At 55.0% G+C, this 24,398-nt stretch carries 20 protein-coding genes; 8 read left to right on the top strand and 12 right to left on the bottom strand.

Translation table 11 applies throughout. The annotated features are described in order from the left end of the window. Positions 1-191: 191 nt before the first annotated feature. The 5 genes from J5224_RS05575 to J5224_RS05595 are packed head-to-tail and all read left to right on the top strand — an operon-like array spanning position 192 to position 4,987. The gene (locus J5224_RS05575; protein ID WP_264624416.1) at positions 192-1,400 is read left to right on the top strand and encodes a MalY/PatB family protein; all 1,209 of its coding nucleotides are present in this window, start codon (positions 192-194) and stop codon (positions 1,398-1,400) included. 13 nt (positions 1,401-1,413) lie between these two features. Beyond that, positions 1,414-2,151 carry an aspartate/glutamate racemase family protein gene (locus J5224_RS05580; RefSeq protein ID WP_264624417.1) on the top strand — a complete coding sequence of 246 codons (738 nt, stop codon included), beginning with the start codon at positions 1,414-1,416 and terminating at the stop codon, positions 2,149-2,151. Between the two features lie 25 nt (positions 2,152-2,176). Beyond that, positions 2,177-3,295 carry an NAD(P)/FAD-dependent oxidoreductase gene (locus tag J5224_RS05585; protein WP_264624418.1) on the top strand — a complete coding sequence of 373 codons (1,119 nt, stop codon included), beginning with the start codon at positions 2,177-2,179 and terminating at the stop codon, positions 3,293-3,295. Continuing rightward, positions 3,255-3,563, top strand: coding sequence for a (2Fe-2S)-binding protein (locus tag J5224_RS05590; RefSeq protein ID WP_264624419.1), 309 nt, complete (start codon positions 3,255-3,257; stop codon positions 3,561-3,563). The genes J5224_RS05585 and J5224_RS05590 overlap by 41 nt, the downstream gene beginning before the upstream one ends. After that, positions 3,560-4,987 (top strand): NAD(P)/FAD-dependent oxidoreductase, encoded by a 1,428-nt coding sequence (locus J5224_RS05595; RefSeq protein ID WP_264624420.1) that lies wholly within the window; start codon positions 3,560-3,562, stop codon positions 4,985-4,987. Before J5224_RS05590 ends, J5224_RS05595 begins: the two co-directional genes overlap by 4 nt. 42 nt (positions 4,988-5,029) lie before the next feature. Here J5224_RS05595 and J5224_RS05600 read toward each other — a convergent pair whose 3' ends face one another. The 9 genes from J5224_RS05600 to J5224_RS05640 all read right to left on the bottom strand — a co-directional run bounded on the left by J5224_RS05600 (position 5,030) and on the right by J5224_RS05640 (position 15,309). Next, entirely contained in the window at positions 5,030-5,383 is a 354-nt protein-coding gene (locus J5224_RS05600; RefSeq protein WP_264624421.1) for a hypothetical protein, read from the bottom strand. Between the two features lie 185 nt (positions 5,384-5,568). Beyond that, entirely contained in the window at positions 5,569-6,612 is a 1,044-nt protein-coding gene (locus J5224_RS05605; protein ID WP_264624422.1) for a LacI family DNA-binding transcriptional regulator, read from the bottom strand. A 103-nt stretch (positions 6,613-6,715) separates the two neighbouring features. Next, entirely contained in the window at positions 6,716-8,254 is a 1,539-nt protein-coding gene (locus tag J5224_RS05610; protein WP_264624423.1) for a tripartite tricarboxylate transporter permease, read from the bottom strand. Between the two features lie 81 nt (positions 8,255-8,335). Continuing rightward, positions 8,336-8,803 (bottom strand): tripartite tricarboxylate transporter TctB family protein, encoded by a 468-nt coding sequence (locus J5224_RS05615; RefSeq protein WP_264624424.1) that lies wholly within the window; start codon positions 8,801-8,803, stop codon positions 8,336-8,338. Between the two features lie 49 nt (positions 8,804-8,852). Next, complete coding sequence (locus J5224_RS05620) at positions 8,853-9,833, bottom strand: tripartite tricarboxylate transporter substrate binding protein (RefSeq protein ID WP_264624425.1); 981 nt, start codon at positions 9,831-9,833, stop codon at positions 8,853-8,855. 45 nt (positions 9,834-9,878) lie between these two features. Next, the gene (locus tag J5224_RS05625; protein ID WP_264624492.1) at positions 9,879-10,925 is read right to left on the bottom strand and encodes a sialidase family protein; all 1,047 of its coding nucleotides are present in this window, start codon (positions 10,923-10,925) and stop codon (positions 9,879-9,881) included. A gap of 9 nt (positions 10,926-10,934) precedes the next feature. Next, positions 10,935-11,879, bottom strand: coding sequence for a dihydrodipicolinate synthase family protein (locus J5224_RS05630; protein ID WP_264624426.1), 945 nt, complete (start codon positions 11,877-11,879; stop codon positions 10,935-10,937). Positions 11,880-12,014: 135 nt separating this feature from the next. Continuing rightward, positions 12,015-13,667 (bottom strand): signal transduction protein, encoded by a 1,653-nt coding sequence (locus J5224_RS05635; protein WP_264624427.1) that lies wholly within the window; start codon positions 13,665-13,667, stop codon positions 12,015-12,017. A 58-nt stretch (positions 13,668-13,725) separates the two neighbouring features. Then, a complete protein-coding gene (locus J5224_RS05640) occupies positions 13,726-15,309 on the bottom strand; it encodes an FGGY-family carbohydrate kinase (RefSeq protein WP_264624493.1) in 1,584 nt (527 codons plus the stop codon). Positions 15,310-15,973: 664 nt separating this feature from the next. Between J5224_RS05640 and bhsA the strand changes: the two genes are divergently transcribed. Continuing rightward, entirely contained in the window at positions 15,974-16,234 is a 261-nt protein-coding gene (gene bhsA / locus J5224_RS05645) for a multiple stress resistance protein BhsA (RefSeq protein ID WP_222159009.1), read from the top strand. A 71-nt stretch (positions 16,235-16,305) separates the two neighbouring features. On the opposite strand, the gene yidA is transcribed toward bhsA, so the two are convergent. Then, positions 16,306-17,127 carry a sugar-phosphatase gene (gene yidA / locus J5224_RS05650; RefSeq protein WP_264624428.1) on the bottom strand — a complete coding sequence of 274 codons (822 nt, stop codon included), beginning with the start codon at positions 17,125-17,127 and terminating at the stop codon, positions 16,306-16,308. Positions 17,128-17,478: 351 nt separating this feature from the next. Between yidA and J5224_RS05655 the strand changes: the two genes are divergently transcribed. Beyond that, positions 17,479-19,395, top strand: coding sequence for a methyl-accepting chemotaxis protein (locus J5224_RS05655; protein ID WP_264624494.1), 1,917 nt, complete (start codon positions 17,479-17,481; stop codon positions 19,393-19,395). A gap of 178 nt (positions 19,396-19,573) precedes the next feature. Further along, entirely contained in the window at positions 19,574-20,776 is a 1,203-nt protein-coding gene (locus tag J5224_RS05660) for an MFS transporter (protein WP_264624429.1), read from the top strand. A gap of 63 nt (positions 20,777-20,839) precedes the next feature. Here the strand turns inward: J5224_RS05660 and gyrB are convergent, their stop codons facing one another. Beyond that, positions 20,840-23,251, bottom strand: coding sequence for a DNA topoisomerase (ATP-hydrolyzing) subunit B (gene gyrB, locus J5224_RS05665; protein ID WP_264624430.1), 2,412 nt, complete (start codon positions 23,249-23,251; stop codon positions 20,840-20,842). An 18-nt stretch (positions 23,252-23,269) separates the two neighbouring features. Next, on the bottom strand, positions 23,270-24,355 hold the full coding sequence (recF, locus tag J5224_RS05670) for a DNA replication/repair protein RecF (protein ID WP_264624431.1): 1,086 nt from the start codon (positions 24,353-24,355) through the stop codon (positions 23,270-23,272). Positions 24,356-24,398: the final 43 nt, after the last annotated feature.

Consider the following 24,398-nt stretch of genomic DNA (forward strand, 5'->3'; position numbering starts at 1 on the left):
GGCAATGCATAGCTGATAAAGTTTATACAATATAAAATATATATTTGTTAATTTGACCGCAACTTAGCCAACCCTGATTGGCTTGTCAACGGCAAAAAAAACAGAAGGAATCCTCATGCATCTGCGTATTGATACGTCGGTTTCCTGGCTGAAAATGCCCTTGCTGAAACCCATCCCGCAGGTGGTATAACATGAGCACGCATTACGATGCCGGTATCGCGCAACAGTTTGCCGAGCAATACACGCTGCCGCTGGAAACGCTGCGCCGTCGCCAAAGCATGAAGTGGCAGTATCACGCGCTGGAGATTCTCCCCGCCTGGGTGGCGGAGATGGATTTCGCCCCAGCGCCAGCCGTTGCTGACGTATTACGTCACTGGTATCTGGCTCAGGATACCGGCTACCCCTATCGGCAACGCGACCGGGCGGAACATCTGCTGGCGCGCGCCTTCAGCCGCTATACTGCACGCGCGTTTAACTGGGAAACCGATCCTGCCAACGTGTTGGCGCTCAACGAATTGGTGCAGGCGGTCTATTTGCTGATTCTGGCCTTCAGTGAACCGGGCGATGGTATTGTGCTGCAAACCCCCAGCTATCCGCCCTTCTATGAGGCCATCAATGACACTGGCCGCCGCATACAGGCCAGCCCACTGGTGGACAACGGGCAGGGCTATGAAATCGATTTCGATGATCTTGCCAACCAGATTGATACCAAGACGCGCATCCTGCTGCTGTGTAACCCACACAACCCTACCGGTCGAGCACTGCGGCGTGGTGAGTTGGAAAAGCTAGCAGCGCTAGCCGAAGCCCATGATTTAATTGTGATTGCTAATGAAATTCATGCCGATCTGGTGTATCCCGGGCAGGAACATATTCCGTTTGCTACGGTGGCACCGGGCCTTGCGGCACGCACCATCACCCTGAACTCAGCCAGCAAGAGCTTCAATATCGCCGGACTGCGCTGTGCGTTGATGTATTTCGGCGACGGTGCGTTAAAACAGCGCTTTACCCAACGTCTACCCGCCCGGATTTTAGGCTATCCCTCCGGTATCGGTATTGATGCTACCGTTGCCGCCTGGGATCGCGGCCACAGTTGGCTGGAAGGTGCGCGTCATTACCTGCTGGAGCGGCGTGAGCAAGCGATCTCCACCGTGCGCGCCGCACTGCCGGAGGTTCGCGTCCACACCCCCGAGGCAACCTACTTCGCCTGGCTGGATTTTAGCGAACTGCACTTACCGACCGCCGCGGGTGCGTATTTTTTGGAGCATGCCAAGGTGGCACTCAGCGCGGGTGAAACCTTTAACCCCGGCGCAGAAGCCTTTGCACGCCTCAACTTCGCCACCTCAAAGGCGCTGCTGCAACAGATTCTGGACGCAGTGATTGCCGCCTCACAGCGCGCTTAACGGAACCCTAACCATGTCAGACATTCACACCGGCGTAGCCACACCGCAAGCCACACTCGGTATTTTGATGGTAAAAACCCATTTTCGCCGCTATCTGGGCGATATTGGTAACCCCGGCACCTGGCCGTTTCCGGTGCGCTATCAGGTGGTGGAAGAGGCCATTCCACAACGGATGGGGCACCTCGATCAACACGACTTGCTGGAGCCATTTAAACGCGCGGCGCAGGTACTCATTGACGAGGGCGTTGATGGCCTAACCACCAGTTGCGGCTTCCTCTCCTACTACCAGCAAGAGTTAGCGGCCTGGTCACCGGTGCCGATTGTTACCAGCAGCCTGCTGCAATACCCGCTGGTACAGCGCCTGCTTCACGCCGGGAAAACACCGCTGATTTTGACCTTCGACGATCGCGCGCTGCGCGGCGATTACCTGGAAAAAGTCGGGATCCCCGGCGACGCGCACGTGGTGGGGATGGCCCCAGACTCTGAGTTTGTGCGTTCAATTCGTGACGGTGACGACAGCGTCCCGTATGCTATTTTACAGCAAGAAGTGCTGGCTACCGCGCAGCAGGCGCTGGCCCGCTATCCGCAAACCGGAGCGCTGGTACTCGAATGTACCAATTTGGCCCCCTTCAGTGCCACACTGCATGCCCGCTTTGGCTTGCCGGTATTCGACACCGTATCGCTGGTTCGCTGGTTCTATGGCGCGCTGCAACCGCGTGCTTATGATGGGGGAGATAATTGGTGCCGGTAACAGGTTTTCAGCAGGTAACCCCTTCATGACACAACGCTATGACGTTATCGTGATCGGCGGCGGCATCGTCGGCCACGCCATCGCTTATGGTTTGCAGCGCCAAGGCACCCATACCGCGATTCTCGACGGGGGCGACACGGATTTTCGCGCCTCACGCGGCAATTTCGGTCTGATTTGGGTGCAGGGTAAAGGCGTCAATTGCCCGCCTTACAGCCAACTATCCTGTCTGGCGTCCACGCGCTGGCCTGACTTTGCGCGGCGCCTACGTACTGAAACCGGTATTGATTGCGGGTTGTCTCAACCCGGCGGCATCAATTTCTGCTTAACGTCAGAGGCCCTAGACAGCGCGGTGCGCAACGTCAGCAAACTGCAACAGGGCAACCCGGATTTTCGCTATGAGGTGTGGGATAACACCACGCTGCGCCAACATGTGCCTGAAGCATCACACCAGATAGCCGGTGCCATCTATTCTCCCCATGACGGCCATGTCAATCCGCTGCTGACGCTGCGCGCACTGTCTTACGCCTTTCAGCAGGCGGGCGGGCACTATTTTCCATCCCATCCGGTCAGTGAGATTGAAAGCCATCAGGACGGTTTCACCTTGCACACGCCGCAGGGCAAATGGCACGCCAAACGTATCGTTCTGGCTGCCGGGTTGGAAAACGCGCGTCTTGGGGTACAGGTCGATCTCCCGATCCCGATAGAGCCGGTGCGTGGGCAAGTATTGGTGACCGAGCGGCTGGCTCCCTTTCTGCGCTATCCTTCCAACCTGCTACGACAAACGCAGGAGGGCACGGTGATGATCGGGGACTCGCAGGAGCATGTCGGGTTTAACACCCAGACGCAGCCCGAGGTTCAACAGCAGATTGCCCAACGGGCAATACGCGCTTTCCCCTGTCTGGCTCACGCGCAGATCGTACGTACCTGGGGTGCGTTGCGTATCATGACACCAGATGGTTTGCCGGTTTATGATGAATCCCGTCGCTACCCCGGCGCGTTTGCCGTCACCTGCCACAGCGGTGTTACGCTGGCAGCGTTGCATAGCGAACTGCTTCCGGCATGGATTTTAGGCGGTGCACTTCCTTCGCTTTTCGAGGTATTTCATGTCCAGCGTTTCCCGGTTCCAGCCGCTACCCACGGCTGATACACCGCAAATCACCCTGTGGGTGAACGATGAACCCATTACCGCACGCGCTGGCTGGACGCTGGCTGCCGCGCTGCTGGCAAACGGCATCACCACCACGCGCCATACTGCCATTGATCAGCAGCCGCGCGGCCCGTTTTGCATGATGGGCGTCTGCTTCGAATGCCGTGTCACGGTCGATGATATTCCCAACGTACAATCTTGCATGACGCCAGTGCGTGACGGTATGCGAGTGACCCTGTCTCAGGGCGCGAGGGTACTATCATGACCCAGACCACGGCAGTGAATACCTGCGATCTGCTGATTATTGGCGCAGGCCCGGCCGGGCTAAAAGCCGCGCAAATCGCCAGCGCAGCAGGCTTATCCGTCTGGCTGGCCGATGAGAATCCGTTACCGGGCGGTCAACTGTTGCGACAGGTCACCCAGTCACCGTTTGCCAACCCGCAAACCCTGTTCGGCGAAGAGTACGGCGCGCGCCGTAGCCTGGCAGAAGTCGCTTTCTCTCCCCACGTGCGCTATCTGGCGCGCACTGCCGTCTGGCAAGTGACGCCGGAGAAACAGGTCTATCTGCTGGAACAAGGCGAGTCGCCACGCCAGCATGTGGTACAGGCCCGTTTTATTTTGCTGGCAACTGGCGCACAAGAACGCAGCTTTCCGCTGCCGGGCTGGACATTACCGGGCACGATGACCGTCGGTGCCGCACAGCTGTTAATGAAATCAGCGGGATTATTACCCCCTGCGGACAGCATTCTGGTGGGCAACGGCCCACTGCTATTACTGTTCGCCGCGCAGGTGGTTCGCGCGGGAGGCCGAATTCAAGCGGTGCTGGACACCACGCGCCCGCAAGATTATCTGCGGGCGCTGCCACGCTTGCCGAAGGCATTACGTCATACCTCGCGCGATCTGTTCAAAGGCATCACGCTGCTGCGCGAACTGCAACGCGCTAAAGTGCCTTATTATTCCGGCGTGACCGATATTGCTATTGAAGGAGAAACGCAGGTCACCGCCGTGCGCTTTTCCCATCGGGGCCATCCAATACAGCGCGTTACTTCAACGGTATTGAGCCATATCGGTGTGATTCCGGCCACGCAGTGCGCCAATGCCCTCGGTTGCAAGCTGGTTTGGGATGATGAGCAACACCACTGGCAGCCGGAAGTGGACGAGCGCCAGGAAAGCAGCCAGCCCGGTATCTATCTGGCAGGGGACGCGGGCGGCATTGAGGGTGGAGAGGCAGCAATTCTCAGCGGGCAGCTTGCCGCATTAAGCATTGTGCATGCAGCAGGAAAACTCGCAGAAGATGACTATCAGCACCAATCTACTGCACTGCGGCAACAGCGCGCCGCGCTGCGTTCACTGCGCCCCTTTCTGGCAGCGCTTTACCCCATTCCCAAACAGGCACAAAAACCGCATGACGACGTGACCATCTGCCGCTGTGAACAGGTGAGTGCCGGGGAAATTCGTCAGGCCGCGCGCGCGGGCTGCGCGGGCATGAATCAGTTGAAGGCGTTTACTCGCTGCGGCATGGGCCCCTGTCAGGGGCGTATGTGCGGGCATAACGCGGCGGCTATTCTGGCCGACACGCAGCAGCGCCAGGTATCAGAAACCGGATATGCACGCGCCCGTTTTCCTCTTAAGCCTGTCACGTTGGCGCAATTGGCGTTCAGCAATGATGATAGTGAGGCGTCAACTTAGTGTCGCAAAGCGCCTATCCCAGAGAGCCTGATGGGAGAGGCGTTAAATCTCTTCAATACATTTATCACCGATGACGTCGGCAACTTTCAATTGTGCGAACGCTTCTTTAATAAATTCACACCGGTTCAATTTGTCCGTATTACGTCCGTGAATAAACGACACCTCGATAAGGGTACGGTAGTGACGATTATCTTCATCGAGCCACTCCTCCGTCCCTGCAATTTTATTGCCTTTCACGGTGAGTCTATCGGCATAAAAACCAGAATATAAATAGTAACGACCGCAATAATAATTATCGTGGGGCACACAAACGATATCCCAATATTGACTCAACAATGCGTTAACATCTTCCTTATTTCTATTACTGCCAAAATATAAAAAATAGGATCGCTTCACGCAACGTGCCTCTTGTTTTTTTAATCGCGTATTACACGGTGTGTTCAGTATTCGCAAACACGAAAACTGATGGGATTGTCAATCAGCAGCCATGAAAAAAAGTATACTCGGATCAAGAGTATACACATATCACATGACGATTTTCTTGCATTTTCGCGGTGATTACCGCGATATGACGCTGATTTTTACGAGGAAAGGTCTCCCAACGCCTGACGCCGATGAATTAACGTCATGGGAATAATGGCTCGCGCCAGCGGATTTTCTCCGTGCAAGGCGCGCTGCATCAGCGTAAATGCCTGCTCCGCCCAAGCGTCTTCATCCTGTCGCATTGACCAGAGATTATTGGCAAGAAAACCCAACATGGCGTGCTCATCGAAGGTGCCAATATTCATGTCGGCCGGAATCGCGCCATAACGTTCTCGAAGCGCGCTCAGAACCCCTTCCAACACCGGCAAAGATGACGCGATAAAAGCTTTAGGCGCTTTGGCATGGTGCGCAAGAAAGGTTTGCATCATGGCGATACCGTCTTCGCGGCGGTTGTGCTCGGCCTGCAAGATCCACTCAGTTGGGGCTTTGATGCCGTGGCGCAGCAATGCCTGCTGATACCCTTTTAGACGCTCCTTGATCGCAGGCTGCCGGGTGTCTCCTGCCATAAAATAGAGTGGCTCATCGCTGAGCGTTATCCCGTTGTCGAGGTTTCGTGCCAACATCGCCTGCGCCAGTTGAACGCCGCCCTGCAAGTTATCACTCACTACCAGAGAAACGTCCTCCGCACCGAAATCACGGTCCAGCACCACCAACGGGCGGTTGGCCATTTTCACATGGTGCTGTTGTGTTTGGCGCGAGGAAGGCACGACAAACAGGCCGTCCACGTTACGTTGCAGCAGCGCATCGACCAGCTTGTTTTCATACTTTGCATCACTGTAGGTACAGCTGATCATCAGTTGATAGCCTGCGGCCCGGCAGCGGATCTCCAGTTTCTCTGCCAACGTGGAGAAAAACGGGTTGGAAAGGCGGGGAATAATCAGACCCAACGTATCGGTTTTATTTAACTTCAGGCTGCGCGCCGTGTAGTTAACGGTATAACCATGCTCCGTCACATAATGGGTTATCCGCTGCTGCGTCTTGGCACTGATACGGTATTGCTCGGCTTTACCGTTCAGCACCAGCCGAACGGTGGTGATGGAAAGATTTAAATCATTGGCGATCTGCTCGACCGTTTTTGCCATAGTTATGCCCTAAATAACACCACCCCGAAGGGCGTTTCCCGCTGGGGAAACGCCGCTCGCAGTATAACATCGCACAACTACGCGACCAATAACGCACGACGGTTTACACCCCCGGCTGATTACTCTGCGCGTCCTGCTTTTTTTTCAGCCCTTTTTGACGCCAGTTTTTCCACATCGGTGAAACGATGGGCAGGAACAGGGTTAATACCGCAATCACAATGAACGTGGCACACACCGGGCGCGTAAAGAATATCGACACATCCCCTTGCGACATCATTAATGAACGCCGCAGGTTGGTTTCTGCCAACGGGCCAAGGATGATACCAATCACAATCGGTGACATGGAGAAATCAAGCTTGATCAGGACATAGGCCACCAGCCCTGCGCCCATCATGACGAAAACGTCAATCATGCTGTGGTTAACGGTGTAAGCTCCCACGGCGCACAGTAGCAAAATCACGGGCACCAGCAGCGTGCGCGGCACATCCATCACCTTCACGAACAGCTTCATGCCCATGAAACCCAGCAATCCCATGAAGATATTCGCCATCATCAGGCCAATAAAAATGGTATTAACTTCAACCGGATGCTCAGTGAACAGCTGTGGCCCCAGCGCTAACCCCTGCACCAGAAACGCGCCCATGATGATGGCCGTCGCGCCATCGCCCGGTATACCCAGCGTCATCAGCGGCACCATACTACCACCGGAGACAGAGTTAGCCCCCGCTTCGGGTGCAGATACCCCTTCCGGCGAGCCTTTACCAAACTCTTCCGGGTGTTTTGACCACCGTTTGGCTTCGTTATAGGAAATCCAGGAGGAGATATCGCCGCCCACGCCGGGAATAGTACCGATGCCAGTACCGATAATGGATGAACGCACCCAGGTGGGCAGACAACGCTTGAAATCGACCCATGTCGGTAAAATACGGGTGATTTTTGCCACAGACTTTGGTACTACAGCGCCTTCACGAAAGTGTTCTTCAACGCTGAGTAACCCTTGGGAAAAAGCAAACAACCCTACCAGCACCGGAATAAACGAAATACCGCCCATCATATAAACGGAATCAAAGGTAAAGCGCATGCCGCTGGTCATCGGGTCCAGGCCGATCGTGGCAATTGCCAGCCCGATACCGCCACCGATTAACCCTTTGATGATGGACTGCGATGAGACGCTGGTAATGATACTGATACCGAAAATCGCCAGCGCAAAGTATTCCGGCGCAGAGAATCCGGTCGCGACGGTCGCCAGCATCGGCGCTATCACAATCAACGCGATGGTACTGAATATACCGCCGAACAGCGATCCCATCGTGGACAGCCCCAGCGCACGCCCGGCTTCGCCGCGCTTAGCCATCGGATAACCATCCAGCACGGTGGCGGCAGAGGCGGGCGTACCCGGTGTACTGATCAGTATCGCGGTGATAGAGCCGCCATAAACGGCACCGCAATACACCCCTAGCAGAAGAAGAATCCCGCTCACCCCCTGGAAGGAGTAAGTCAGCGGTAATAACAATGCGATACCCATATTGACCGTCAGGCCGGGAATAATTCCGATCAGGATGCCCGCAAGCGCCCCGAGAAAAATCACGGCAAGCGTGTCAACGCTGAATACCACGGAAAACGCGGTAAGGACTTCGTTCATGATACTGCCCTTCTTTATGTTCGCGACATGTTCGCAACAAGCCTGTGCTTGCGTATAGCACATGGCCGAAACACCTGGTCGTTAGAAGCCCAAATCACTAAACTCAGCCGTTGGTAGCGGCGAGTTGAACAGATAGGTGAAAAACAGGTAAACCGCCGTGACGATGAGCAGCGTGGAGAGCGCAACAAACCAGACACGCTTTTCTTTCATCAGCACCATGGTGCAAGGAATAAAAATCACCGCCGAAATAATGAATCCCGCCCAGGCCATCACGATGCCGTAACCCACCGCCAGCGCGCCGATCAGGTAGGCCTTGCGCACATTCACCGACGAGAAATCGATGCTTCGGTCCGCCATCAGACGGTTTTTCAGCACCACGCCCCATTGCAGCACGCCTAGCAGAATAAACAGGCACGCCAGCCCAAAGGGCCAATAACGCTCGCCCGGAACGCCATATTCATCAAGCATCGACATATCACGGGACAGGAACAATATCAGCAGGCCAAACCCCAAGGAGAACAGGCCGACTAACACATCATATTTGCGCATAGCAATTCTCCCGCTTGTCGGCACTGAGCCGACAAGCGTATCGACAGCGTTATTTCTTCAGCGTATCGGCAATAAGCTGTTTGTAGAGCTCATCATCTTCACGCATCATGTTGTAAGCGTCCTGTCCGACAATGGTCACTGGCATGATGCCCTGTTTTCTCACCGCATCCTGATAAGCGGGGGTATTGACCACTTCGGTAAAGGCTTTAACCAGCTGTTCGGCCACTTCCGGCGACACTTTCGCTGTGGTCGCCAGCACGGCCCAGGCGCGCATCTTGACGTTCACATCCAGCCCCAACGCTTCTTTGATGGTCGGAACGTCAGGCACCAGTTCAAAGCGTTTCTCATCCATCACCGCCAGCACTTTGAGAATGCCAGCGTCAACCTGCGATTTCACCGCGCCCGGCGTGGTCAACACCGCATCAATGTGCCCACCAATCAGTGCGGCAATCGACGGCCCGGTGCCTTCGTTATAAGGAATATGGTTGAATTTGGTGCCGGTGGTTTTCTCAATGTTCACCGCAGCGAGATGATAAATCGCACCCATGCCCGAGTTACCCACCTTGAATTTACCTGGCTGCTGTTTGGCAGCATCGATAAAGGCTTGCAGCGTGTCATAGCCCGCATCGGCACGCACCACGATAGCCACTGGGTCGGCAATGGTGGTGACCAACGGGGTGAAATCTTTATAGGTGACCGGTGATTTATTCTGGTGCGGGAACATCGCCAGCTCCACCGTGGTCATCACCAGTTTGTAACCGTCTGGTTTTGCTCTGGCGACTTCAATCAGCCCGGTGATACCGTTGCCTGCCGGTTTGTTTACCGGGACAAAAATCACCCCTTTCGGCAAATGATCCTTGGAATATTCGAGCAGAGTTCGGGCAGAGGTGTCAGTACCGCCGCCGGGGTTTTTGGGAATAACCACTTCGATGTTTTTCTTGGCATAGCCGATCGTCGAGGGTTCCGCGAACGCCTGGTTCGCGCAGAACGGCATCACTGACGCCAAAAGCAGGATCAAGGTCTTCTTCATTGTATTCTCCGTTCTTATTGGTAGGGTCGGATAAAAAGGGATAACTTACTGCATAATGTTGATTTTCTGATAAATGATGTTGGTTCGGTTCCAGGTATATGTGATGTGAAGCGCATTTTCTTCGCAAACGATCGCTGGATAAGAAAATTCGCCGTTCTCCGTTTCCAGTGCGCCCGCCATTTCCCACTGTTCACCGTTATCGCGGGAAACCGCCACCGACAGCGGATAACGTCGGTTCCAGTTTCCGGTGATCGGGTTAAACACCAGCACCAGACAGCCATCCGGTGTGCGTACTACATCTATCCCACTGTTATTGTTTGGTAAAGTGGTGGCGTAGGCGGAGCACCAATGCCTGCCGTAGTCGTGTGAATCACTGCGGTAAACCTGTCCCCGGGTACTGCGCATCAGCACATGCACATGGCCCGGTGACGACTCCCACGCCGTCGGTTGAATGACACCGTCCCACTGGAACACGCGGTTCAGGTCATTCTCCCACAGCGCGTTCTGCTGCAACCCCTGCCAAAGCTGCTGTTCTTCGCTCGCGGCCGGCGCCTGATGTTGTAAAGGAATGGCGGCTTTATGCCACGATAAGCCGCGATCGCCGCTGATATCGACAAAAGCATCCCAATAACGCTCATCCTCCACCGATCCCGGTGCCAGCCATTCGCCGTTCGACATCACCAGCAGCTTGTTCTTCACTGGACCGCGCGGTAACGCATCGTTTTCCACCAGCGCAACCGGCGTGGACCAGCTCACGCCGCCATCGTCAGACACAGCAACCCGCGTCAGCCAATGGTGCACGTCCGGGCCCACCTTATAAAACAGCCAGAGCCGCCCAGCTTGCCAGTGCAGTACGGGGTTCCAGTGTGCCAGCCCCGGCTCAGCAATCGCCCGCTGCGGTGGTAACCACGTGCCCTGCTCACGGCGAGACAGCCAGATGGCGGTGTCTCCCGCCCCCTCTTTGGTACCGGCAAAGTAGGCCACTACCACCGTTTCCTGCGGCAGCAGGGCCAGGGTAGAAGCATGGCAATTGGCGAAATCGCGTTGATGCGCTGGCAGCAGCGCTTCTCTCGTCAGTGTGGTCAGCATCAGCATCTCCTTTTACGGCTTCGTTAAGCGCTGGCCCAGCGATTCTCCCAGACGCATCATGCTATCAATAGCGGCCGGGAAAAAGGTGGAGGCATAACCCGCGCTGTTACGCACTCGGCAAGCATGGGTCGCAAAATTTCCCACCTGCTGCTGGAAATATTTGGCGCAGGCCGGGTAATCAAGGTGTTCTGCCAACGCCGCCGTCGCCAGATAATCCGCCAGTGCCTGCGCCTGTTCCGGGTGCGTGCGCCAGTTTTCATACAGCCAGACATAAAGCTGCGGATGGAAATTCGCCATCACGCCGCTGTAAGCCTGACAGCCAGATTGAAACGAGGCCAACAACGTCTGGCTATTGGCGTTCGCCAGGTGCAGGCGGCTGCCCTGTGATAGCGCCAGACGGCGGCGAATGGTGGGTAAATCACAGCAGGTATCCTTGATAAAGGTGTAACGCTGACTCTGTGCACACCAGGCAACCGTCTCGTCTGACAGCAAGCGTTTATAAGGATACGGGCATTCGTAAATCCCCAGATCCACGGACGTGGGTAACTGTGCGGTCAGGGTTTGCAGCGCCTGCAAGGCCTGCTCGTCGGATTCCCCCTGCAATGCCAGACGGTTACTGATGAGAATCAGGCCATCCACACCGCTTTGTGCCATGCCGTTCAGTTGATCAACCTGCTGCGCCACGCTGTTGGCAGTATGGCCCGAGGCCACCACCGGCACACGCCCATCCACCTGTTGCACAATAAAGCGCACCAGTTGCTGTGTTTCACGATCGCTCAGGAAAAACATCTCACTGGATTGGCAAGCGGCGAACAGACCGTGAACCCCTGCCGCGAGATACCATTCGATCAGGCGAGCCAGTGAGTCATAATCAATTTCCCGCTTCTCATCAAACGGCGTCAGCATTACGGGCCAAATGCCGACATACTTTTGCTGTGCATCCTGTTTCTGGGCCATGGCGATTCTACCTTAACGAATTATAATTTTTAGCGTTTTCCCCGGTATTGCCCGGCGCACACACAGAAGTAGCGCCGGGATAAACCCCACAGGCAAGAGCCACAAACGCCGAGCATACTCTCGCCTGACAACCTGTTATTTTGACAGCAACTGCCAGGCATCCCCGGCGGTATAAACCTTGATATTCTGCGTCAGCGCCTGAGCAACATAGGCTTGCAGCACTTCCGGCAGCAACGCCTCGTCAACATAGGCAATGGTCAGGTGGTTACTCTGGTGCCCGGCCATCAGGTCATTGCGGCTCACGCCATCGAGCACGGCATTAAGCAGCGGCCACTCGTAGTTGGTGGCGCGACGGCGGCGCTCGAACTCCCCTTCAGGCAACTCAACACCGGTGCCGGTACCAATATGCATCACCACCTGGGTGCCCTCATAGTGCGCACGCGCCCAGATAAAGCGCCCGGCTTTACCCTGTCCGGCAATGGTCGAACCGCCGTACGGGAAGAACATGGCAGGCTGACGATACCCAGTGGCCCCCGCGATACCGCCCTTGAGGTGAGCAAATGGTACGGCACCAGAGATTTCCAAATCCCAGTAGAAGGTGCCCTGATAGTCGCTTCCCCAGCGAATATCATGCAGCGTGGTTTCTGCCGGTAGCCCCAAACCTTCGAGCAGTTGCCCCAACATCACCTGCGGAATGGCACTGCCCATATCCACTTCGTTCACGCAAGGAATAGCGCGATCGGGCCAAATGGTGTCACCGTTCTCATCGGGGATAGGGAAACGCGCCTGGTTGCCAATTGCACCTTCCGCGAAATCGGAGGCCGCACAGCTGTCTTTCAGCCCCTGTTGATACTGCACGCCGACGGCTGAAAGCCCAAAACGTTTCACAAAACGCGCCATCGCGATCATCATGGCGCATTGTTCAAGCACCTGTTCACGCGTCAGCTCACGGCGACCATCCTCGCCAAACTGGAACTGCATACCACGCGCTTCATACCATGCCAGACATTCTTCACGCAGCGCGGGCGGGACTTTTGCCATCTCCACCAACAGCGCCGACTGCGACAGCGATTCCACCGGAATGCCGATATCCACCATCGCTTTAAGCGGGAATACCCCATTGATCATCCCCATGCAGAAGGTATCAAACAGCCCGACAATCGCCTTGTGACGTAAAATATGCTCACCGACCTGACGACCGATTTGTCCTGCTTCGCTGGCAACCACCGGATGGGTCGGCGCAACCGGGCGCAGATAACCGGTTTTATGGCTGACCGCACCATCGCGCAGCCAGGTTTCCAGTCCTTGATGGAAGAACGCGTCATCAAAGGTTTCTGACCACAGGCGTGAGAACGGGCGCTCCAGACTGGTGAGGCATCCCGCCATACACAGCATCCCCACCAGTCCCGGCCAGGTGCCATCAAAGTTTGCCAGCAGCAGAATCGGGCCACGGTGGTGCACCAGCGATGGCGCGATGTGGTGGGAGTACTGCCATGCGGTCAGCAGCACAATCACCGGTGCGTCCGGATCGATGGCGGCGAACAGATCGCTCCCCTCTTTCTGGCTGCTGATAAAGCCGTGACCGCGCTCATTATTTACCGCGTGCGCACGCTTCATCTGATAGCCCAGTTTTTCCAACGCCACCCCCAGGCGCGCTTCATAGTCACGCTGCGTCGGCCAGCAGGTCACATTAGCGGGCTCGCGCAGGTCGGCGTTGGTCACCAACAGCACCTCATTGGCTTGTGCGCTAAGGGTGGCCGGGGAAGGGGGGAGATGTAATTTCAACATGTTCTGCTCCTGATTCAAATAAACGCTCTCAAGGCTGCCGCCGCGCGACAGCGCTCGGTTAATCCTGCATCAGCCGTTGTGCACGCTGCACATCGTCATACATCTGGAGATAGACGCCATATTTAGCCGCATGGAACGCACCGAACTGCGGGTCTGTAGCAATGGTCGCGCCAGCACGTACCAGCGCCGCCGCAGCCGCTGGCAACGTGGGGTAACATTCCGCTGCCACCGCCCCCAGCAACGCCGCACCGAGCGTGACCGCATCTTCTTCACTCGCCAGATGAATGTCGCAACCGGTGATATTGGCGTATTCCCGCAGCCAGAGCGGGTTCTTGGTGGCCCCGCCGCACATCACCACGCGGGTAATCTGATGCCCGGCCTGATTCATGCTGTCGATGATGTGGCGCGTGCCGTAGGCAATGCCTTGTAAAGTGGCAAGATAGAGCCGCGCTAACGCATCCGGCCCCTGTTCCAGCGTCAACCCGTAAACCGCACCGCGTGCGTGTGGGTTGGCGCGCGGTGAACGATTACCATGATGGTCAGCCAGCACATGCACGTGGCGAGTCGGGAAGGGCTCACGCAGCTCCAGATCGTCAACCCAATGATTCAACAGGGTATAAACGCTGATGCCTTGCTGTTCCGCCTGCTGCTGCGCATCGGCCCAGCTCGCATGCTGACGTAGCGTCCACTCCACCAGCGCCCCGGCAGCACTTTGTCCGCCTTCACTCAGCCAGCCGTTTGGCAACATGGCACCCCAGTAAGGCCCCCATACGCCGGGCACCATCACCGGTTCACGGTTAACCAGCATGTGGCAGTTGGACGTGCCGCTGATCAGCGCCAGACTGCCCTCGGGCTGACTGCCCACCAGCGCCAAGCCGCCCGCATGGGCATCTATCATGCCGCTGGCAACAGCGACATCGGTGCTCAAACCGCACGCCAGCGCCACATCAGGCTGCAACTGCCCGGCTTTGACGCCCAGATCTAAAATGGTGGCGGGGATTTTCTCCGGCAAATCATCAAGACCAACCGCCTGTAACAACGGCTGGCTGAAACGCTGCTCGTGCGCCAGGTAGTTCCATTTGCAGGTCAGGGTACATACGCTGGCAACATCGGCCCCGGTGGCGCGCCACACCAGATAGTCAGCCAGATCGAACAGCCGCCAGGCCTGACGATAACGATCGGGGAAATGGCGCTTGAGCCACAACACTTTTGGCAATTCCATCTCGATACTGACTTCACCGCCGACATAGCGCAGTGCATCATCGCCGGTCGCATTGATGTCAGCGGTTTCCAGCGCGGCGCGGTGATCCATCCACATGATGATGTCGCGCGCGGCTTCCCCGTCTTCGGCAACGGAAATACTCTCTCCCTGCGCGCCCACCACCACCAGCGAGCAGGTGGCATCAAAGCCAATCGAACGCACGCGTTGCGGCGCAACACCGGACAACGCTACCGCTTCTTTGACAACCGCGCAGACGTTCTGCCAGATCTCAGCAGAAGATTGTTCAACCACATTGGCGCGAGGATGGAACTGGCTGATGGGACGCACGGCAAACGCTAACCGCTGTCCCTGACTGTCGAAGACACCGGCCCTGACGCTGGCAGAGCCAACATCCACACCAATAAAGCATGCGGAGCTCACTGAAGAGGGGTTAACTCCTTTTTCGATAACGGTTTTTCCGCTGAAATCTGCGTTATTCATTGCGTTAACCTCATTGCTAACTCGAGTTAGCAATCTATTTCAAGGTAAACACAGACTCAACGGGTTTAGCCGCGATTTGTGAGATTGATCGAGGTACAAAAAATAACCGATTGAAAGTAATCAGGTTAATTTTGGCAACTGCTAACAATTGGATAACAAAGCCGTAGCGGTTGTTAAGGTACATCACGGGTATCAGCGCGACAGCACTCATGAGATAAAAATCTTGGCTTCAACACTGTCAGCAAGGTGAAACAAGATCGAAAAGAAAAACCATGACAAGCAACCCACTCACCGCCACGAATGCAGTGATAAATATCACAACAAACGACACAAACAGCATCAAATGTTAATCAAATAAACAGAGATAATGATTGATGTGATTAATGAAAAGAAAAGCAAGATAATGTAAAGAAGATACATAAAAAACAAATAATCAATTGATTAATAACATTAAAATTAAAAACACCCATTAAAAACAATTTCAAATTTATTGAATGAATTTCTCAATAACATCCGTTTTTTAATTTTTTAGCATGGGCGTAACATTCATTTCATCGAAAGACATCCTCTTTCAACAACACATTCAAAAACAGGATAAGACATCATGAAAAACGTAAAAACCATCGCTGCTGCTGCCGTACTCGCTTCCCTTTCCTTTGGTGCTTTTGCTGCTGAAAGCGTTAGCGCTCAACAAGCCACTAAATACCAGGAATTCGGCGTCATTTCCGTAAGCGGTGCACACGATCTGAGCTCACTTCAGGAACAACTGGCTGAGAAAGCCGATAAAGCGGGCGCGAAAGCCTTCTCTATCACTAACACCACCGGTAGCGACCTGCTGCGCGGCACGGCGATTATCTACAAATAATCACCCGCAGTAGCCAAAAAAACGGCGCTTTTCCTCACGGAGAAGCGCCGTTTTTTTATAATAAGAACAACTCAATGCGATGTTTTCAGGACAAATTTTTCAATCGCATAGGCAACGCCGTCTTCAGTATTGGGACGGGTGACAAACTGGCTGATCGCCTTGACCTCATCAATGGCATTTCCCATGGCAACTCCGGTGCCCGCATAGCGAATCATGGCCAGATCGTTTTCATGATCGCCAATCGCCATCACGTTTTCCGCCGTCAATCCGAGATACTCCGCCAGCAAACGCACTCCCTCGCCTTTATTTACCCGCTTATCCATAATTTCTAAATAGTAGGGCGCACTCTTGATAATGGTGTAGCGCGCTCGCGCCTCGTCAGGAATGTGGCGAATCGCGTTATCCAAAAGCTCTGGCTCATCAATCATCATCACTTTCGGGAAGGTCAGGGTGCTATCCATCTCTTCAACAGCGCGATATTTCAACGGCATGCCGGTTAGGTGAGATTCATAAACGGTATAGCGACTGATGTCTTTATTGGCGGTATAAACGGTGTTGAAATCCAACGCATGCAGGTGCACATTTAAAGTACGGGAAAGCGCTTCGCAATAGAGGTAATCATCGAAGCTCAGCGGCGTTTGCGCCACACATTCTCCGGTATCGGTGCGCTGAACCAACGCGCCGTTGTTGGTAATGCAGTAATCGCCGGTTTTATCCAGACCGAGTATCTCCAGATAGCGTTTTACCCCAATAAAGGGCCGCCCGGTAGCCAGCACCACATGTACTCCCTGATCCCGCGCCGCCGCAATCGCCGCGCTTACTGCGGACGAAATCTGATGTTGCGGGTTAAGCAACGTGCCGTCCATATCAATTGCAATCAGCTTTATCGTCATGCTTCATCCTGCCGTAATGGTTTTTTTGCATGCTAACGCGAGTTATCGCCGTGAGCCAGTGAAGGATAAAGATTTACGGAATTCTGCCGATGATCATGCTGTGATCCTTATCACATAAAACAGGCTTTTTCATGAAGGGATACAGCGCAAAAAATGAAAATTAACTTATTGATTTTTGAACACTAAATTAAATTCTGACACATATCTATCCCAGGGAGGATAACCACCATGTCTAAATCCCTACAGCCTTATGCGCCACCCGCACCCGCTACGCCGCTTTCACACGCCGCGCTTCATACTCAAGCATCGCACACCCCTTTTGAAAATATAAAAAAGACGCTCTCAACACGCATGCTTATGCTGTTGGCAGGTATCGTGACTATCGGCCTTGGTTTTGCCATCACCATCGGTTTATTGATTTGGCAGTCTACACAGCAGCAGAAAAACGATGCGCAGCAGTATCTGACCCAAACTGCCTATACCAACAGCTATCTGGTACAGCGCAAACTGGATCTGGCATTAACGGTGGCGCGCAATCTGGGGCAAAGCGTACTCAGCCTGCGCAATAGCGGCCATGCCGATCGCGACATGGCGGACGCCATGCTGAAAAATGCGCTGCAAAATAACCCGGATTTCCTGTCAATGTCGCTGGCGTGGGAGCCAAACGCCTTTGATGGCAACGACGCGCAGTTTGCCGGACAAGCCGAGCACGATCCGAACGGCCGCTATGTACGCTATGTTGATCGTGACACGGCGGGTAACGTGGTGCTGCACAATCTGACGGATTATGAAACGCCCGGCAGCGGCGACTACTATCTGCTGCCGCGCAAGATGAAACAGGAAGTGATTCTTGAGCCTTACCGCTACCCCTATAACGGCGTAGAGGTGCTGCTCACCTCTATCGCCGTGCCCATTGTGGTTGACGGTACCTTTCTGGGTTCGGTAACGGCAGATTTTTCACTGGCAACGCTGCAACAACTTATCAATGCCATCAAACCCTATAAAGGCGCAGGCTACGCCGAGCTGTTATCGCAATCCGGTGCCTATATCGCCTACCCCGACCAGACGCAGGTGACCAAACCCGCCGCTCACGCCGACAGCCTGCTAAAAACGCCGTCTCAAGGGGTATCGATACAGACCAGCGCTGAAAATCCGGTACTGAAAACGGCATCCTACGACCTCACCATTCCGGTGACCATTGGCAACACCGGTACACCGTGGATATTGGGCCTGTCGGCGCCCATTGATGTCGTGCTGGCCGAAACGGAACACCAGCGCAATATCGCGTTACTGCTGATGGTCATCAGCATTATCGTGGTCTCTGCCGCACTGGGCGTTATCTTTACGCGCAAGGTGTTGCGCCCGATTGGTGGCGAACCGGCAGAAGCGGCACGCATCGCGTTGTCCGTCGCCAATGGGCAGCTCACCAACACCATCCAGGTGCAGCCCAAGGACACCAGCAGCCTGTTCTACGCAATTCACACCATGCAAAATCAGTTGCGCGATATCGCTCAGCAATTGCTGACCACCAGCGAATCGGTAAGCCTCGCTGCCACAGAAATCGCCGCAGGCAATATCGATCTGGCCTCGCGCACCGAACAACAGGCAGCGGCATTACAACAGACTGCCGCCAGCATGGAGCAGATCACCGCGACGGTAAAACTGAATGCCGACAATGCACACAGCGCGACCGAGCTGACGCAAAACGCGACTGACATCGCTCAGCAGGGGAATACCATCGTCGGGCAAGTCGTCAACATTATGGGTGATATTGACGACAGTTCACGTAAAATCGCCGACATTACCAGTATTATTAATGGCATTGCCTTCCAGACTAATATTTTGGCACTGAACGCAGCGGTGGAAGCCGCCCGCGCGGGCGAGCAGGGGCGCGGCTTTGCCGTAGTCGCCGGTGAAGTGCGCAATTTGGCACAGCGCAGCGCCGCTGCGGTGAAAGACATCACGGCACTGATCGGAGAATCCTCTTCGCGCGTTAAAAACGGCGTCGAACTGGTACAAAGCGCCGGTCACACCATGGAAAAGATGCTGCATGCGATCGCGTCGGTTAAAACCATCATGGATGACATCGTTGCCGCATCCGATGAACAATCACGGGGTATCAGCCAGGTAACGCAAGCCGTGCATGAAATGGATGGTGTTACTCAACAGAACGCTGCGCTGGTACAGGAAGCTACCGCCGCCGCCGCCTCGCTGGATGAACAGGCGCGCCAACTGGCACTCACAGTAAAAGTATTTCGTTTGTCCTGATCTGACAAAGGCAGGCCGAGGGATCTCGGCCTGTCTGAGGTCGAAAACTGCACAAGAGAAAGTGCGATAAACGCAAACAATATGTTACGCTAACCCTAACTTCGCCCTCTGGACGTGATCTCGCCGCTTTCCACTCAGCAGCGCCACTCAACGCCCGCATTGATGTCGTAACACAAACATGAAAACGATGAAACTTCCTCTGCTCGCCCAGATCTCTTGTGCGCATTTGGTCAGCCATTTTCACATCATGGTGCTGCCGGTGCTGATCCCGTTGCTGTCTGCCCAACGCGGTATCAGCTTCGTTGAACTTGGGCTTGCGATCAGCGTCTTTAACATCGTCTCCGCCTGCGTGCAAACGCCCATCGGTTTTGCCGTTGACCGTATTGGTGCGCGGCGTACGCTGGTGGCCGGGCTGACGCTCGGCAGTCTGAGCTTTATGTCGCTGGGGCTGACGCCGCACTATCTCTGGTTGCTGATCGCGATGGGGTTTGCCGGTGTGGCTAACGCGGTCTACCACCCGTCAGACTACGCTTTGCTCTCGCGCGGCATTGATGACAAACGCATGGGGCGCGCGTTCTCGATCCACACCTTCTCCGGCTTTTTAGGCAACGCCGTTACGCCGGGGATTTTGCTCGCGGTAGCAGCATGGCTGGGCATCAATGCCGCCTTTATTGTGTCTGGCGTGGTGGGATTACTGGTTGTCGTGATGCTACTGATGCATAAAGACGAGCCAGCGCGGCTTAAATCAGCGGCACCCAAAAGCGGTGCCGCCCCGACACAAACCAGCGCCCGGGCGCTGTTTTCGTTACCCATCCTGGCGCTGCTGGGTCTCTTTCTGATGTTGAGCCTGAGCACCAACTCGATCCAGAACTTCTCGGTCACCGCACTGGTTACCGGCTATGATCTGCCCTTATCCGATGCCAATGCGGTGCTGACCGCGTTTTTGTTTGCCAGTGCCTTTGGCGTGCTGGCAGGCGGTGCGCTGGCCGATAAAACCGAGCGCCACGGCCTGGTTGCTACCGGCGCATTAGCCGTTACTGCCATACTGGTGGCAATTGTCGCTATCTATCCGTTGCCAGCGATGGTGCTGGTGCTCCTGCTGGCAGCCGCGGGATTTCTCTCCGGCATGATTGCACCCTCGCGGGATATGCTGGTGCGAGCTGCATCACCGAAAGGCGCAGAAGGGCGGGTATTTGGTATTGTGTCCACCGGGTTCAATATCGGCGGGGCTGCCGGTCCGGTGCTGTTCGGCTGGTTGCTGGATAATGGTCATCCCCATGCCATTTTCTGGTCTGCGGTCATTTTCATGCTGATCACCGCCGCTATCACGCTGGCGCAGGAAATGCGTGCCAGCAAGCGTCGCGCCGCCGCCGCAATGTGACACAAAATAAAACCGCCGCGTGGCTCAGGCAACGCGGCGGTTTTTTTATGTCACAACATCACATCAGATATCGATGTTAGCCGCTTTCAACGCATTCTCTTCGATAAAGGCACGACGCGGCTCAACCGCATCACCCATCAGCGTGGTGAACAGTTCATCCGCTGCCATGGCGTCTTTAACGGTCACGCGCAGCATGCGGCGGCTTTCCGGGTCCATGGTGGTTTCCCACAGCTGTTCCGGGTTCATTTCGCCCAGGCCTTTGTAACGCTGGATGTTCAAACCACGGCGTGACTCTTTCACCAGCCACTCCAGCGCTTGTTCGAAGCTGCTAATCGGCTGTTTACGCTCACCGCGCTCAATGTACGCGCCCTCCTCGAACAGGCCACGCAGCTTTTCACCCAGCAGTACGATTTTGCGGTATTCACTGCCACGCACAAAGTTGGCATCCAGTACATAGTCAGTATCTACTCCGTGCGTACGCACCCGCAGTACCGGTTCGGCAATCTCTGGGTTATCGCTCAACGTCCCGCTATAGCTGCTGCCGTGCACATCATCCTCATTGAGGGTTTTCACCAACGTTGCCAACCAACTTTCCACCGCAGCGCGATCGCTTAATGTCGCCTCAGTCAACGTTGGCTGATAAATCAAGGCATTTAACAAGGCACGTGGATAACGGCGTTCCATACGATCGATCAACCGCTGTACGCCGTGATGATCTTTCACCAGCAGCTCCACCTGCTCGCTCTGCAAGGCAGGTGCTTGCGCATTGATGTGCAGCGCCGAACCATCCAGCGCCAGTGCAATCTGGTACTGGTCCATCGCTTCATCATCTTTAATGTACTGTTCTTGCTTGCCTTTCTTCACTTTGTACAGCGGTGGCTGGGCAATAAAGACGTGACCACGTTCGATGATTTCCGGCATCTGACGATAGAAGAAGGTCAACAGCAGCGTACGAATGTGCGCACCATCGACGTCGGCATCGGTCATGATGATGATGCTGTGGTAACGCAGCTTGTCCGGGTTGTATTCGTCGCGGCCAATGCCACAGCCCAACGCGGTGATCAGCGTGCCCACTTCCTGAGAAGAGAGCATTTTGTCAAAACGCGCTTTCTCCACGTTAAGGATTTTACCTTTAAGCGGCAGAATGGCCTGATTCTTACGGTTACGCCCCTGCTTGGCAGAGCCGCCCGCCGAGTCCCCTTCCACCAGGTAGAGTTCAGACAACGCCGGATCGCGTTCCTGACAATCCGCCAGTTTGCCCGGCAAGCCAGCCAGATCGAGCGCCCCTTTACGACGCGTCATTTCACGCGCTTTGCGAGCTGCTTCGCGCGCGCGCGCTGCATCAATAATTTTGCCGACCACGATTTTGGCATCACCTGGGTTTTCCATCAGGTAATCGACCAGACGTTCGTTCATCAGCGATTCCACCGCAGTTTTCACCTCGGAAGAGACCAGCTTGTCTTTGGTCTGCGAGGAGAATTTCGGATCCGGTACTTTCACTGACACTACGGCAATCAAGCCCTCACGCGCATCGTCACCGGTAGCGCTGACTTTGGATTTTTTGCTGTAGCCTTCTTTTTCCATGTAGCTGTTCAGTGTGCGCGTCATCGCGCCACGGAAACCGGCCAGGTGTGTACCGCCATCGCGCTGCGGAATGTTGTTGGTAAAACAGTAGATATTTTCCTGGAACCCGTCATTCCACTGCATGGCGACTTCCACGTTGATATTGTCTTTTTCCGCACTGAAATAGAACACCTGCGGATGAATCGGCGTCTTGTTGCGGTTCAGGTAGTCAACAAACGCTTTGATGCCGCCTTCATAGTGGAAGTGATCGGCCTTACCCTGCTCGCGCTCGTCGCTGAGACGAATGGAAACACCAGAGTTCAGAAACGACAGTTCACGCAGACGCTTGGCCAGAATCTCGTATTCGAAATCGGTCACGTTGCTGAAGGTTTCCATGCTCGGCCAGAAACGCACGGTGGTACCCGTGCGCTCTGTGTCACCGACCACGGCCAGCGGTGCCTGCGGTTCGCCATGACGATAAATTTGGTGGTGAGTTTTGCCATCACGGTAAATGGTCAGTTCCAGCTTTTCAGACAGGGCGTTGACCACGGAAACCCCCACGCCGTGCAGACCACCGGACACTTTATAGGAGTTATCGTCAAACTTACCGCCGGCGTGCAGTACGGTCATGATCACTTCGGCCGCAGAGACACCCTCTTCTTCATGAATACCGGTTGGAATACCACGGCCATCATCCTGCACCGAAACCGAGTTATCTTTATGAATGGTAATAACAATGTCTTTGCAGAAGCCTGCGAGCGCTTCGTCGATAGCGTTGTCCACAACCTCGAATACCATGTGATGCAGGCCTGTGCCGTCATCCGTATCACCGATGTACATACCCGGGCGTTTACGTACCGCATCCAGCCCTTTCAATACTTTGATACTTGAGGAGTCATAAGAATTCGACATCAACGTTTCTCGCTCATTTTAGTCCTGTAATTGAACCGTTATTTTACCCTGTTCCACGCGGAACATCTTGCCCTTTTCACCGATCATGTCATCTATCTGCTCAGCGTTGATGGCGCTGACAAATACCTGAGCCTCGGTCGCTTTTAACCGTTCAGCCAACAAACGGCGGCGGGTACTATCCAGTTCGGAAGCAAAATCATCTATCAGATAAATACACTTGGCACCGCTATGACGAGTGAGGAACTCCCCCTGCGCCAATCGCAACGCACACATCAATAACTTCAACTGTCCACGCGACAGCATGTCTTCCACCGCAACGCCGCCCGCACGGATACGAAAATCCGCTTTGTGCGGCCCCAGTGCGGTATGGCCCAACTGCCGGTCGCGCTCAAACTGCCGTTCCAGCAGTTCAGCATAGTCGCTCTCTTTATCCCAGCCGCGCTGGAAAGAGAAGCTCAGTGAAAACTCCGGCAAAAATTGCTCGCAGGTTGCGGTAATGTCCGCGCTAATCGCAGCGGTATACTCCGCCCGCCAGGCGCTGATGCGCTCGGCCAGCGGGATAAGTTCCTGATCCCAGGCGCGCAGTTGACGATACTGCCCCACCTGACGCAGCGCCGCATTACGCTGACGTAACAACCGTTTCAAGTTACTCCATGCCGCGAAAAATCCGGGCTCATGGTGAAAACAGCCCCAATCGAGGAAAGCACGACGGTATTTTGGCCCACCGTTGAGCAGTGTGAAACCCTCCGGCGTGATAAGCTGAATCGGCAGCAACTGCGCCAGATCCGCCACCTTGTGACCATCGCTGCCATCAATACGCACAGTGCTGTCGCCCAGCCGGTTTTTACTCAGACCTATCGAGCGTTCACGCTCCATGCCATCCAACCGACCGTGCAGAATAAATTCGGGCTGTTCATGCCGAATCACGCGCGCCGCCTGAATGGAGCGAAACGCGCGACCGTGTCCCAACGTGTAGATGGCCTCCAGCACGCTGGTTTTTCCGCTGCCATTCTCCCCCACCAGAAAATTAAATCCGGGGATGAGTGCCAGATCGGCAGAGGCGATATTACGGAAATCTTTAATCAGAAGGCGGGTCAGAGCCATGAACAACCAGATCCTGTACGCGACAACCTGCACAAATGCCGAC

The sequence above is a fragment of the Candidatus Symbiopectobacterium sp. NZEC135 genome, assembly GCF_025962695.1.